Annotated in this window: 6 protein-coding genes; all 6 read left to right on the forward strand. The window is 42.8% G+C overall.

The genetic code is table 11. The annotated features are described in order from the left end of the window. The first annotated feature begins 513 nt into the window (after positions 1 to 513). The 6 genes from J576_RS16230 to J576_RS16255 are packed head-to-tail and all read left to right on the forward strand — an operon-like array spanning position 514 to position 13,460. Positions 514 to 2,403 (forward strand): fatty acyl-AMP ligase, encoded by a 1,890-nt coding sequence (locus J576_RS16230; protein WP_033855693.1) that lies wholly within the window; start codon positions 514 to 516, stop codon positions 2,401 to 2,403. A gap of 50 nt (positions 2,404 to 2,453) precedes the next feature. Further along, positions 2,454 to 4,229 carry an acyl-CoA dehydrogenase family protein gene (locus J576_RS16235; RefSeq protein WP_081401035.1) on the forward strand — a complete coding sequence of 592 codons (1,776 nt, stop codon included), beginning with the start codon at positions 2,454 to 2,456 and terminating at the stop codon, positions 4,227 to 4,229. Further along, on the forward strand, positions 4,226 to 4,486 hold the full coding sequence (locus tag J576_RS16240; RefSeq protein ID WP_002054205.1) for an acyl carrier protein: 261 nt from the start codon (positions 4,226 to 4,228) through the stop codon (positions 4,484 to 4,486). The genes J576_RS16235 and J576_RS16240 overlap by 4 nt, the downstream gene beginning before the upstream one ends. Next, entirely contained in the window at positions 4,483 to 8,442 is a 3,960-nt protein-coding gene (locus J576_RS16245) for a non-ribosomal peptide synthetase (protein ID WP_002054245.1), read from the forward strand. The genes J576_RS16240 and J576_RS16245 overlap by 4 nt, the downstream gene beginning before the upstream one ends. Positions 8,443 to 8,466: 24 nt before the next feature. Continuing rightward, positions 8,467 to 12,192, forward strand: coding sequence for an outer membrane lipoprotein-sorting protein (locus tag J576_RS16250; protein ID WP_033855694.1), 3,726 nt, complete (start codon positions 8,467 to 8,469; stop codon positions 12,190 to 12,192). Then, positions 12,189 to 13,460: a hypothetical protein gene (locus J576_RS16255; RefSeq protein ID WP_002054188.1), complete on the forward strand. Its 1,272-nt coding sequence runs from the start codon at positions 12,189 to 12,191 to the stop codon at positions 13,458 to 13,460. The genes J576_RS16250 and J576_RS16255 overlap by 4 nt, the downstream gene beginning before the upstream one ends. The last annotated feature ends 14 nt before the right edge of the window (positions 13,461 to 13,474 follow it).

The raw sequence follows: 13,474 nt of genomic DNA on the forward strand, positions 1-13,474 counted from the left end.
ATAAAGTATAAATTAAATTTTAATTATCTGAAATAAAATTAAATAGGCGGTATTAATAATTTAATCTTAAAAGTAAAATTATACGAGAGTTGATATTATTTGATAATTTATCTTTAAAAGAACTATAAATTATATCTCATATAGAAACTAAAAAAATTAAAACAAACGCAGCAGAAGAAAAACTGAGTAATGATCTGAAGATTAAAAAATTTTACTTAAGAGTACCTAAAATTAGATCAAAGAATGGTCGCTTTTTTAATTATTTAAAAGTTCTTAAACTATATAACTGAATAAAAAATAATTTTTAAAAATATTTTAGCTTCTTATTTTTCAATAAATAACATCTAACCTGTAAACCCTTACAGGTGTAATAAAGGACACTTGTGCATAAAATATAATGTGAATTTATATTTTAAAGAAAAAGTATATTCATTTTTATTAAAACCCCCAACTAGAAATTAATTTCTGAATCAGCAGGTTTTAAGGGTTAATTATAATTAATCGGAGTAAGTTATGGCTGTAATGTGTACGGATAATATCATTGCAACTTTGGAATCCCACGCGAACCTAAATGGGGGTAAGACTGCTTTTGAGTATTTGGGACGCCAATCTGGTGGGATTCAATCTCTAACGTATGCAGATCTGAATAAGCGAGTTCAACACCAAGCTCAGATATTAATGAACCTTGTAGACAGTGGTGATCGTGCAGTCTTGCTGTTCGAACCGGGGCTAGACTTTATCGTATCGTTCTTTGCTTGTCTGAAAGCTAAAATTATCGCAGTACCAGTTAGCCTGCCGTTTAATCGCAATGGTTTTTCTAATATTTTGAATATTATGAATGACTGTGAGCCAAAAATCGTGCTCACAACAAAAAAGATTCTTGAGTTATCCGGCCTAATTACATTAAAAGCTCAAAATGAAAGTTTAATACTACATGCTGTTGATACGGAATTTCAGCGGGACTTGGTGGAAAAGGATTTTCCTTATATTGATGCAGATGATGTTTGTTTCCTTCAATACACTTCAGGGTCGACCGGTTGGCCTAAAGGTGTAATTGTCACCCACAAAAATATTATGGCAAATGAAGCCATGATTACGGAAGCTTTTTGTACACAACCTGATGATATCGGCCTTACATGGTTGCCTGTTTATCATGATATGGGATTGATCGGCTCGGTTTTGCAGAGCGTGTATGTGGGGCTAACTTGTTATGTAATGTCGCCTCTGGACTTCATACGTAAACCGCTTAAATGGCTACAATTTATTAGTGAAAAAGGCGTCACGATCAGTGGTGGTCCAAACTTTGCGTATGAGTTGTGCTTGCATCGTATTTCAGATGAAGACGCAGCAACGCTTGATCTGAGCCGCGTACGTGTACTATTTAACGGTGCAGAACCAATCAAAGCGCATGTCATGCAGCGTTTCATGGAGAAGTTCAATACTCAGTCCAAACTGAAACTAGATACTTTCTTGCCATGCTATGGCTTGGCGGAAGTGACGCTCTTAGTCAGTGGTGTGACTGGCCCTCTCAATGCAATTTCTCTTGATCGTGATAAGTTGAATGCTCACTTGGTACAAACCAGTCAGGATCAGACCGCGGTGCAAGTGGTGAGCTGTGGCAAGATCTCGGCGCACATTGATTGCCGCATAGTTAATCCGCATACCCATAAAGAAGTAGCAGCTCATGAAGTTGGTGAAATCTGGCTAGCAGGAGAGAGTGTCACAGCAGGCTACTGGCAGAAGCCTGAGATCAATCAGGAAACCTTTGAAGCAACGATCCTTGATGAAGCAGGTCAGCCAAGTAAAGAATATTACTTAAGAACGGGTGATATGGGCTTTATCAAAGATGGAGACCTGTATGTAACTGGCCGTCTTAAGGATGTAATTATTATCCGTGGCAAAAACTATTACCCACAAGATATCGAATGCTCTGTTGAAATGGCACATCCTGCTGTTCGTAAAGGCTGTGTTGCAGCAGTAAATTTTGCTGATTCTGAGGGTGTTACGGTTGTACTTGAGATCAAGAAGAAGTTATTAAACAAGACTCTTAATTTTGAAAACATCAGGACTCAGGTTAAAGAACAAGTGGCAGCTGATATTGGCTTGCCTGTAGAAGGGGGCTATTTATTGCATCAAGGCCGAATAAATAAAACGACTAGCGGCAAAATTAGAAGAAGAAAAATTAAAGAACAGATCGAGCGAGGTCAGCTGGTCTGTTTGACCCATCCAAACCGTAGAACGGTGATTGCTCGAAATTATATCAAGAACGGCTTAGACGTCATCCGTGATCGTGAGCAGCGGGGGCAGTTGATTCGTTATAGCTCCAATCTACTCAACTCAATGATCAAGGAACGTGAAGTGCGCACGCTGATTTTTAATCGTCTGAAAAGTGCTTTGTTTTAACCCTTACCCTTTAATCATTTGAGTGAAAATTCATGTCACTTACTTCCAATTTGCGGCAGTTTCAATCTGCTGCTCGTCTGGAGCAAATTTTAGGCTCCGTACATGATACCAACAATGATTTTTCTTGGTCCGCTGCCATCGAGCGTGATGAAAAGGAACAGTATCCTCAGCGTGCTGTTGATTTTCTGAATGCGGTGGGCATGAACCGTTTCTATGTACCTTCAGAACTTGGGGGGCGCATGGAAATTGGTGAAGAGTTGTTATATCTGCATCGTGTGTTAGCACGACGCGATCTAACCATCAATTCGACCTATAGTACGAATGCTTGGTCTGTGATTGTATGGATCGGTGGTAATAAGAACCAATGTCAAAATATTGCTAGTCGGATTTTGAGTGGTGCTGCTCCAGCGCTGGCTTATAGCGAGAAAGCCCATGGTGCCGACCTACTATCTAGTGAAGTGACTGCACAATCTGCCGATAGCAAGTATGTCTTAAATGGCGAAAAATGGTCGATCAATCGCGCCACTTTAGGTGACTCTTTAAGTCTGATTGCTAAAACATCGAATGATCGTGGACCGCGTAGTTTGAGTGCATTCTGGCTCGATAAGCGTCAAATGGCTTCCAAAGGAACGTATAGCCTGAACCGTCTGCCAACAGTGGGTATGCGTGGTCTAGATATTAGCGGTATTGGTTTTAATAATGCTGAAATTCACAAAGACGCTCTAATCGGTGAAGAAGGCCAGGGCTTGGAGCTTGGTCTCAAGACGCTACAGGTAACACGTGCATATTGCAGTAGTTTCTCGCTCGGTGCCGGCGATACCATGCTACGCATCGCGACCGAATTTGCTATTGAGCGCGAGTTATATAACAAGAAAGTGATAAACATTCCGCTAGTGCGTGAGCAACTCGCCACCGCCTATGCTTATCTTTTAGCGGCTGAGGTGTTATCACTCGTTGGTGCGCGTGGATTACATGTTTGTATCAATCAATTCAGTACATGGTCACCAATCGTCAAGGTCGTAGTACCTGAGTATGTAGAGTCGCTTGCCAAGATCACTTCTTCAGTGCTTGGCTCACGTTTTTTCTTAAGAAATGCATATGCTGATGGAATGTACCAAAAAGCATTCAGAGACCATCTGATTGTTAGTGTATTTGATGGTAGCAGTACCGTCTGTCTAGACAGCCTGAGTTTTCAGCTCAAGTCTGCCAATAAAGGTCGTAGTAAAAAAGCCGATCAACTCAATCAAGCCGAAGCTAAAGCACGCTATCGCCAGTTGTATGACTTGCAGGTAGAGACAGGGGCTATTGATTTTCGTGAGCTTGAGATTTTTAACCGAGATGGTGACTTGGTAATGGAATCGCTCGGGACAATCATCGAAATGCTCAACAATACCGATGTCACAGCCGGATTGTCTGCCCAAACGCTTTCTACACTACGTGAGCGAGCAAACCAGTTGCTGGTTGAACAGCGCTCATTGGATCAAAAAATTCAGGATTACTTTTCAAACCCTGAGCAAAGCAACGAATTTGAAACGCTGCGCTTTAGCCTTGCCCGTGGTTACGCCGAGCTGTTTGCCCGCATTGCTGTGCTGGGTTTCTGGGTTTTTAACCGTCATGGTTTAAGGCCTGCTTTGCAGGATGGTGCATGGCTGATCATTTTCTTAAATACCGCTGAAGGAGAGACATCTCCTCCTATGGTATCAGTACGTGAAAGCACATTGGCAGATTTGCTAGACCGAATTTCAACTAACCATATGTTATCTGTTATCGATTTTGCATTGGCACCGCGCGATGCCAAACCAGTTAAAGAGGAGATTACCCCATGAATAAGGATAAAGCTTACTGGAGCGCGATCATTCGTACACTAGTAGCCAAAGAAATGCGTGTAGAGCCTGAGACGATTGATCCAGAGCAAAAATTTACCAGTTATGGTCTTGATTCGATCGTTGCTTTGTCTGTCTCTGGGGATTTAGAAGATCTGACAAAACTGGAGCTTGAGCCGACATTACTGTGGGATTACCCAACAATTAATACATTGGCTGAATATCTTGTTTCTGAGTTGCAACAGGGAGTTGCTTCATGAATAACATTGCACACCTAGAGCCAAAAATTCTGTCACGTCACGCGATTTCTGCAGAGCAGCTTGGTATTTGGTATATCCAACGTTTTGAGCCAACTTGCAGTGCCTACAATATGGTGGTGGCCTTTGATGTAAAGGTCAATCAACCATTAGGCAACAAACCGATGGAGATTTTGGAAGCGGTGATGGATGATTACCCGCTATTGCGTGTAAGCATGCCTGCCAATGAACAGGGGATTGAGCAACTTATCTGGGATCGCGTGTATCCTAATATTATTTTCACTGATGCTCGACATGTTGAAGCTTCTGATTTGACGCAATTGGTTGAACAAGATACCAAGCAACCATTTGACCTGACTCAACCACCATTGTGGCGTATTCATTGTTATGAACGTGGTCAGAATCATTATGTGGTTGCAGTTGTGATTCATCATGCCTTAATGGATTTCTGGTCAATTGGTCTGTTGCTGCGTGATGTCTGCAAGCGCTTTGGACTAATTACAGAGTCAAATGCGGTAGACGGAATTGAGTTCGCACAGTATGCGGATAAGCAGAAGAACAATGCGACCGACGATGCTGATGAAAGCCTACTTTTCTGGAAAAATGCGTTACAGCACGCACCACATGTGCATAGTATTCCGCTTGATTACCCACGTCCAGCTGTGCAGCAACATAAAGGTAGCTCGGTAATTTTCCGTGTGCCTGAGTCAGTATCATCTGGGCTTGTGAGCTTGGCGAAAGATTATGAGATCACATTGTTTGGTCTTGTACTATCTGGCTTTTATATCCTACTGAACAAACTATCAAATGAAAATAATCTAGTTATTGCCACAGCAGTAGCAGGTAGGCTTGAGCGTTCTTTGCGTAATGCGCTTGGGCAATTTGTCAATACAATAGCTCTTCATGTAGACATTGATGCTGATCAAACCTTACGCCAATTTACGCAACAGGTCCAAGAACAATTAAAACAAAGCCTAAAACATCAAAAAGTTGCCTTTTCTAGAGTAGTTGAGGCTGTCTCACCAAAGCGCGATGGCAGTATTAACCCATTGGCTCAGGTGGGAATGTTCTGGGAACGTCTAGGCGGCATGGATGAGTTTAAGGAACTACTCTTACCAATCCAGAATCCAGCTACATTAGTTGGTCAAGACCTGACTTTAGGAAGCTTTCCAGTTCGCCAGCAAGAAGGTCAATTAGACATTATGCTGGAAATGGGGGGTGAATATCAGGGTGAACTGGTTGGTGTACTGAAATACAATTCCGAAATATTCTCTGCAGAGTCTGCCGAAAATATGGTGCAACTGCTGCAAATCATACTATCGGAGATGGTGACCCATCCTGAGCGTAAGCTCATTGAGTTAGATATTGCTCCTAGTTATGCGAATAACATCCAGCTAGGCTATCTACATGGTCAGGTTACGGATTATTCTAAGCATGATTTATTGGCAATGATTCTGAAGCAGATTGACGAGCGTGGTGACAACTATGCTACGACCTGCAGAGATCATGCTGTCAGCTATCATGAGTTAGGTCAGCATATCGCTGGTATCGCTGAATATTTGCGTGCACACAATATTACCAATGGTGATCGTGTAGGTCTGATGTTAGACCGTACTACGCTATTGCCTGCTGCAATCCTCGGAATTTGGGCGGCAGGAGCAGCATATGTGCCATTAGATCCTAGTTTCCCAAGAGAACGTCTGCATAACATCGTAGAAGACGCTGAACCTAAAGTCATCTTGACTCAAGCTGAGTTAATGGATGCTGTTAATGTTTCTGTGCCTCGTTTAGATATTAATCAAGCTGATGTTGTACCCCTTGAGCAAGTGCGTGAGACACTTGCCTTTGGTGATACCGCTTATGTGATGTACACCTCAGGTTCGACAGGGAAGCCTAAAGGCGTGCGTATTGGGCATCCTTCAATGGCTAATTTCTTGCTGTCTGTGAATGATAGGCTGCAAGCAACGCCAGATATGCAGTTATTGGCGATTACAACTTATGCCTTTGATATTTCTGTTGTTGAGCTATTGATTCCGTTGATGTACGGCGGTGTGGTACACGTCTGCCCACGTGAGGTATCGCTAGATGGTAACTTGCTGGTGGACTATATGCAGGCGAAGTCGATCAATATTATGCAGGCAACACCAGCCTCTTGGAAAATGCTTTTAGATAGCGACTGGAACGGTATTCCGGGTATGACTGCAATTAGTGGCGGCGAGGCACTCGATCCTATACTTGCAGAAAAACTTTTGGGCAAAGTAAGTTGTCTCTGGAATATCTATGGTCCGACCGAAACTACAGTATGGTCCAGTGCAGCTCACATTACCGATGCAAAATTGATTGATTTAGGCCAGCCAATGGCGAACACCCAGCTCTATGTTCTTGATGAACAACAGCGGTTGGTCCCACGCGGTGTTATGGGAGAGCTCTGGATTGGAGGCGATGGTCTAGCAATTGATTACTGGCATCGACCTGAGCTCACAAATACACAATTCAGAACCTTACCATCTCTACCAAATGCTGGTCGACTTTATCGTACTGGAGATAAAGTCTGTTTGCGTATGGATGGGCGTTTGACCCATCACGGACGTCTGGACTTCCAAGTCAAGATCCGTGGATTCCGTATTGAACTGGGTGAAATCGAGAATGTTCTCAAACAGATCGATGGTATTACAGATGCAGTAGTGTTGGTTAAGACCACTGCCGACAACGATCAGAAATTAGTAGCTTATGTGACTGGACATGACATTGACATGGCAGGTTTGAAAAAGACCCTGCAACTCCATCTCCCAGCTTATATGGTGCCAAGTACGTTTATCCGATTGGATGAATTTCCAATGACGGGTAGTAACAAAATAGATCGTAAGGCGTTCCCTGAGCCAGTGTTTGAGCAGAGCAATGATTATGTTGCACCACGAGATTCGATCGAAATCGAGCTATGTACTACCTTTGAGCAGATTTTGTCAGTTAAGCGAGTGGGTATACATGATGATTTCTTTGAGTTAGGCGGGCATTCATTACTTGCGGTGAAGCTTGTCAATCATCTCAAGAAGGTATTTGGTACCGAATTATCAGTTGCCTTACTAGCACAGTACTCCACTGTAGAAAGTTTAGGCGAGATCATCCGTGAAAATAAAGAAATCAAACCTTCCATCGTAATCGAATTACGTCGTGGAACCTATGAACAACCGTTGTGGCTGTTCCATCCGATTGGTGGTAGTACTTTCTGTTATATGGAGCTTTCGCGTCATCTCAATCCGAATCGTACTTTACGTGCTATTCAGTCTCCAGGATTGATTGAAGCAGATGCTGCTGAAGTAGCCATTGAAGAAATGGCGACACTCTATATTGCTGAAATGCAAAAGATGCAGCCTCAGGGGCCTTATTTCCTCGGTGGATGGTGCTTTGGTGGTGCGATTGCATACGAGATCAGTCGTCAGTTGCGTCAAATGGGGCAGCAGGTCACAGGGATTGTCATGATCGATACTCGTGCTCCAATTCCAGGAAATGTACCTGAAGATGCCGATGATGCCATGCTCTTGTCTTGGTTTGCTCGTGATTTAGCTGTCCCTTATGGGAAAAAGTTGACGATCCCAGCGCAATACTTGCGCGAATTAAGTTCAGATCACATGTTTGATCATGTGCTTAAAGAAGCTAAAGCTATCAATGTTATACCTTTGGATGCTAATCCATCAGATTTCCGACTTTACTTTGACACTTATTTGGCTAATGGCGTCGCACTCCAGACCTATTTCCCAGAACCTGAAGATTTTCCGATCCTCTTGGTCAAGGCTAAAGATGAGATGGAAGATTTCGGGGAAAGCCTCGGTTGGGATCAACTGATCAAAGATACGCTTACACAAGTGGATCTGCCTGGTGACCATTCATCGATTATGTTCGCTGAGAACGTGGCGGCTGTGGCCCAGACAATTGATCAGATGTATCCAGTTCCTGCATAAAAAATATAAGAAGGTAGAACCACTATGGTGACCATAGAACATGCTTTCCTCATACCAGGCGATATTGACAAGGTCTTTAAATATCTTGCCAACCCGGGTCATGATGCAAGCTGGCAATTGTCATGTAAGCATTCTGAGCTACTAGATAATACTCCGCGTGTGGGCAGTAGGTATGAAATCGGTTTGACCTTTGCTGGTCGTGAGTTGGCCTTTAAAGGTGAAATTACACATCTGGTACCCAACGAATTATATGCCTTTCAAGTGCTAGAAGGACCTTTTCTTTATACGGGTACTTACCACTTTAAACCGCATCCAGAAGGTACATGGATTGAGTGGCTTTTTGTGGCGGAACCAGGCGGCTTTTTTGGTGTCTTTCCCGATGCACTGCTAAAAAAGATGGTTCTTGCCCAGTTCAAGAAAGATCTTATTAATCTCCAAGCACTGGCCAAAAAGGGTGGAACCTATGAGGCAGTGAGTCAGCAAGCACAGGAGATCGAAGAACCGTCGCAAGAGATCGAGAAGCCATCACAAGAGATTGAAGAGCCAGCACAAGAGGCCGATAAAAAATCACACGAGATCGAAACATCACTTCAAAAGACTCATCCAGTGATGGAAAAATATGCGCGTTGGATTCTCAGCCATCGCCGTATTGTGCTGACCGTAGTCATGCTCTTAACGATTGTCTTGGCATATCTCGCATCGGGCGTAAAAATTATTATTGATCCGGGCGCACTTGCACCTAATGGGCATCCTTATATCACCTCGACCAAACTGATCGAAAAGAAATTCGGTTCCAAGTATATGGTCGTGATCGGCATTACACCGAAACAAGGTGATATTTATCAGCCGCAAGTATTAGAAAAAGTTAAACATATTACCGAAGAAGTTGACAATGCACCTGGCGTAGTTCGTTCTACGATGATGAGTCTGGCTGCACGCCAAGCCAAAGGGATCATGGCTAATTCGGAAGGGTTTGATGCCAAGAAATTATTGCCGACCAGTTCTGTAACTCAGGACGATATCGATCATTTGAAAAAAATGTTGGCAATGAACCCGACCTATATGAATTCAGTCGTATCTAAAGATCAAAGAACTGCTGCAATTTTGCTTGAGCTTGAGGAAAGCCCAGAAGGCTTCCAGAAGATGATGGCTCCAATCAACAAAATTGTAGAGAGCGAACAATCTAAAGATATGACCATCAGTGTTGGTGGCAATCCCGTCTATCTCGATAAAGCTGAAGATTATTCTAAGCGTATCAATATTTTGTTCCCAATTGCTGTGTTGGTGATCGGTTTATTGCACTTTGAAGCATTTCGCAGTAAGCAGGGGTTGATCTTGCCACTCGTTACAGCTTTGCTGTCTGTGGCATGGGGTATGGGCATGATGGGCCTATTTAAACAGCCGATGGATATTTTTAACTCACCTACACCAATTTTGATTTTGGCCATCGCAGCAGGTCATGCCGTACAGTTGTTAAAGCGGTACTACGAAGACTTTGACCGCTTGCTTGCTCAAGGGATGGAGCCTAAAGCTGCCAATAGTGAAGCTGTTGTTCAATCTCTGGTCCGTGTTGGTCCGGTTATGATATTGGCTGGCGGAATTGCAGCGGCTGGGGTCTTCTCCCTGTTAACTTTCAATATTCCGACTATTCGTTCATTCGGTATTTTTACTGGGATCGGGATCATTAGTACACTCGTGATTGAGATGACTTTTATTCCGGCACTGCGCTCGATGTTGCCACCACCTTCTGCTACGAAGGTCAAACGTAAAGGTCTACCGATATGGGATTGGATTCCAAACCGTATTGGTGATGCTATTTTGTCAGTTCGTCCGCGAATGATGTTAATGACTGCGATTGCGGTAGTAGGTGCTTTACTTGCTATCGGCCCCAGCCGTATTGTAGTAGATAACGATAGTCGAAATTTCTTCTCGCGTGACCTACCAATGCAGCAAGACGACAGATTTTTGAATCAGTCTCTTGGTGGAACAAATAGCCTTTACATTATGGTCGATACTAAAGTTCGTGATGGTATCGAAAACCCTGAAATTCTCAAAGCAATTGATAATACAGAAAAGTTCGCGAATTCAATTCCAGAGGTCGGTAAAACAATCTCTATTGTGGACTATATCAAGCGAATGAATCAGGCCATGAATGCCGATCAGCCACAGGCATTTCAGGTTCCTGCAACTAAAGATGTTGTCGCTCAGTATTTACTGTTGTATTCAATGTCTGGTGAGCCGACGGATTTTGATTCCTACATTGATACCACTCAGCGCTATGCCAAGATTACGATTCTGATGAAAACAGGTAGTAATCATCGCATTACAGAAATCCTTGAATCTCTAAAAACCTATATGGCAGGTCAATTCGGTGATAAAGCTGTAGTAAGTTTTGGTGGTGACGTGACTCAGACTATTGCTTTAACTGAAACAATGGTCCACGGCAAACTCATGAATATTCTACAAATTTCATTTGCTGTCTTCTTTATTTCAGCGTTGGTCTTTCGCTCACTTTCAGCTGGACTGATCGTTCTGACACCCCTTTTATTCTCAATTCTTGCGATCTTTGGGGTAATGGGTTGGCTCAATATTCCCCTCAATATTCCAAACTCTCTCATCTCGGCCATGGCTGTTGGTATCGGTGCGGATTACGCCATCTACTTCCTCTATCGCTTGCGTGAAATCTTGCGTGAAGAAGGTGGAGATATCAAAGATGCTGTTCGTAAAACCTTAAGTACAGCTGGTAAGGCTTCTCTTTTCGTCGCGACTGCGGTTGCTGGTGGTTATGGTGTACTGTCCTTATCACAAGGCTTCCACGTACATCAATGGCTAGCGCTGTTTATTGTGATTGCGATGCTTTTCAGTGTATTTGCAACCTTAATTATGGTACCTACAATGATTTTGATGCTAAAACCACGTTTTATCTTTTCTTCAAATAAGAAGAGCATTCCTGTTGCACAAACTGTCGTGACAAGCCTTTTGTTGGGTACGGCACTTACTTTTTCACTACCTAAAACATCACATGCAGATGAGGCTCAAGACATTGTTAATCGTAGTGATGATGCCTCTAAGTTCTTGTCTTCAACTGCTAGCGCCAAATTTATTCTGACGTCTAAAAATGGTGAGCAACGTGTACGTATGACTAAAAATATGACTAAGCTTGCTGGAAATACTCAGAACAATATGCGTTTGACTGAGTTCATCTCGCCAGCGGATGTCCAAGGAACTACGACACTGTTGATTGAAAATGCAAAAGGCAGTGATAGCATGTTTGTCTATTTGCCTGCATTGAAAAAAGTACGTCGACTAGCATCAGCGAATAAGGGCGATGCTTTTATTGGTACCGATTTTAGTTATGGTGATGTACTTGGCTATAAGCTCAGTGACTGGAAGTACACTAAACTGGCAGATGGCAAATTTAATGGTAAAGATTGCTACATGATTGAAGCAACGCCAATCAATAATACGGTGAAGAGTGACTTTGGTTATAGCAAACGTCGCATGTGCATACTCAAAGACAACTTTGTTACAGCAACCATCGACATTTGGGATACCGCAGGTAAGCCGTTAAAGCACATTGAGTTCACCGATATCCGTCCTTACGGCAAAGTGAAACCAAGATGGCAGGCCATGAAATCTATGGCGAAAAACTTGCAAACTCAACATATGACGCAAGTGATCGTCAATGATTTTGCCGCAGAAAAAACTTTATCCGATAAGCTTTTCTCACCGCAGAGCCTTGAAAAATGACGCAAGGTGCCTATTGGGTATTTGCATGCTGTAGTAGCTTTATGCTACTGCAACATGCTTATGCAGATGACAGCGAAATTAGTTTTGTAAGCCAGAACTCGGCCAGACTCGATGTGTGGTCATCAGATCGTGATTTAAGTTCGTTAAAAAATATTGGACAAGCAAGTTTCTGGTCCAATGGTACGCTTAAGTTTAACCCAGCGTTTAAGATCCATTACGATATAAATATTGGAGACGAAACGGACCATACTGTAAATCCGGATCAGGTGAGTAAGGTGAATCGCAACTTACGTGAGTTGTATGCATCTTATAACTGGGATCAAACGTTTTATTTCGACTTTGGTCGCCAGATTGTGGTCTGGGGGAGAGCTGATGGGATTAACCCAACGGATAATCTCTCGCCTCGTGACTATACGCGTCTAGTGCCAGATGAGACAGATCAACGTCTTGGAAATGACGCACTCAAATTGACGTATATTCCTGAATCTGGAACTAATAAATGGACGGCATTATGGTATCCGCGTAGCCGTTCAGATGTGATTCCATTGCGTCAGATTGCTGGTGTTCAGTATGACATAGACCGTAAGAGCCGTCCTGCGTTTGCAGTGCGTTGGGATTATTCCGTAGATGGTCTAGATGTAGGTGCATCGTATTTTTCAGGTTTAGATCACATGCCTGATCTGTCATTGCAGTCGTTATCTCCAACAGGAGCAACGTTACAATTGAAAAATAATCCTATGTCTGTCTATGGGATTGATTTCAGTTATAACCGTAACGATATCGTGTGGCGTGGTGAAGCTGCATATACAAAGACTGACTCGGATGGCAGCGAAGATCTTGCGCATAAGAAAAATAATTTAACCGTGGTCATGGGACCCGAATGGTCATTAAAAAATACTACGCTAAGCTTAATGGGTGTGTACAAACATACAGAGGACGTAAGGTCTGCCGATAGCTTGACAGATCCATTATTGAGAGAAGTTTACCGTTATCAGCAAACAATTAGTGATCAATATCAGCAAAATCAGTATGGAGCTATGCTGCGCTATGCACTTAACCTGCTGAATGACAATTTAAAGTTAGAAGTAACAGGGTTCTATTTTGCGCCCAAACCGAATGAGTTACTAAGAGTACGTATTAATTACAACCTCAATGATCACTGGCAGCTGAATGCAGGTGGCGATCGCTTCTGGGGCAGAAATGATACTGTGTTTGGACAATTTAGAGATAACAGTCTGGTATATGCCCAGATTCGATATAATTTTTAAGATAATCCGCTTCA

The organism is Acinetobacter sp. 766875, from assembly GCF_000582055.1.
GTDB lineage: Bacteria > Pseudomonadota > Gammaproteobacteria > Pseudomonadales > Moraxellaceae > Acinetobacter > Acinetobacter nosocomialis.

Excerpts from the sequence above, each read along its gene's own strand:
- J576_RS16230 (WP_033855693.1), top strand. The coding sequence starts at position 514 with ATGGCTGTAATGTGTACGGATAATATCATTGCAACTTTGGAATCCCAC.
- J576_RS16240 (WP_002054205.1), top strand. The coding sequence starts at position 4,226 with ATGAATAAGGATAAAGCTTACTGGAGCGCGATCATTCGTACACTAGTA.
- J576_RS16255 (WP_002054188.1), top strand. The coding sequence starts at position 12,189 with ATGACGCAAGGTGCCTATTGGGTATTTGCATGCTGTAGTAGCTTTATG.
- J576_RS16245 (WP_002054245.1), top strand. The coding sequence starts at position 4,483 with ATGAATAACATTGCACACCTAGAGCCAAAAATTCTGTCACGTCACGCG.
- J576_RS16250 (WP_033855694.1), top strand. The coding sequence starts at position 8,467 with ATGGTGACCATAGAACATGCTTTCCTCATACCAGGCGATATTGACAAG.